General features: G+C 60.4%; 2 protein-coding genes. Both read left to right on the forward strand.

The window, feature by feature from the left end; translation table 11 throughout:
- Positions 1-9 precede the first annotated feature (9 nt).
- Complete coding sequence (locus AWB74_RS45460; RefSeq protein ID WP_268811253.1) at positions 10-78, forward strand: hypothetical protein; 69 nt, start codon at positions 10-12, stop codon at positions 76-78.
- Positions 79-131: 53 nt separating this feature from the next.
- Positions 132-538: MFS transporter (locus AWB74_RS45245; protein ID WP_160110422.1), on the forward strand; the 407-nt coding region annotated here is incomplete at its 3' end.

Below are 538 nucleotides of genomic sequence, written 5' to 3' on the forward strand. Positions count from 1 at the left end.
CGACTTCGCTTGTATCGCATCGTGACGGGCACGAGCGAGATCCAGCGCAATACGATCGCCAAGGCGATTCTCGGTTGAGCCCTGGCTGAGCCTGCCGCGAAGCGATAATAACGACTATGGAGACATACCCGATGCGACGCCTCGTACCCGAAACGACGACAGCTGCGATTTTGTTCGTCGGCTGGTTCCTCAGCTACTTCGACCGCTTCATCATCAATATCGCGCTGCCCTTTGTCGGCCGCGAGTTCCACCTGGGACCCGCATCAGAGGGACTCGTACTGAGCGTGTTCTTCGCCGGTTACTCGATCGCGCAGATTCCGGGCGGGTGGCTCGCCGACCGCGTAGGCGCGCGCCGCGTCATGGTGTTTTCGGTGCTGATGCTCTCGGTATTCACTGCATTCACAGGATTCGCGTGGTCGTTCGCGTCGCTGCTGGTCGTGCGCTTCCTGTTCGGGCTGGCGGAAGGGGGCTTTCCTAGTGCGAGTTTCAGGGCGCTGTCGGACTACTTTCCGAAGCAGCGCCGTTCGAAGATTCAGGC

Origin of the sequence: Caballeronia arvi (assembly GCF_001544695.2) — a bacterium.
GTDB lineage: Bacteria > Pseudomonadota > Gammaproteobacteria > Burkholderiales > Burkholderiaceae > Caballeronia > Caballeronia arvi.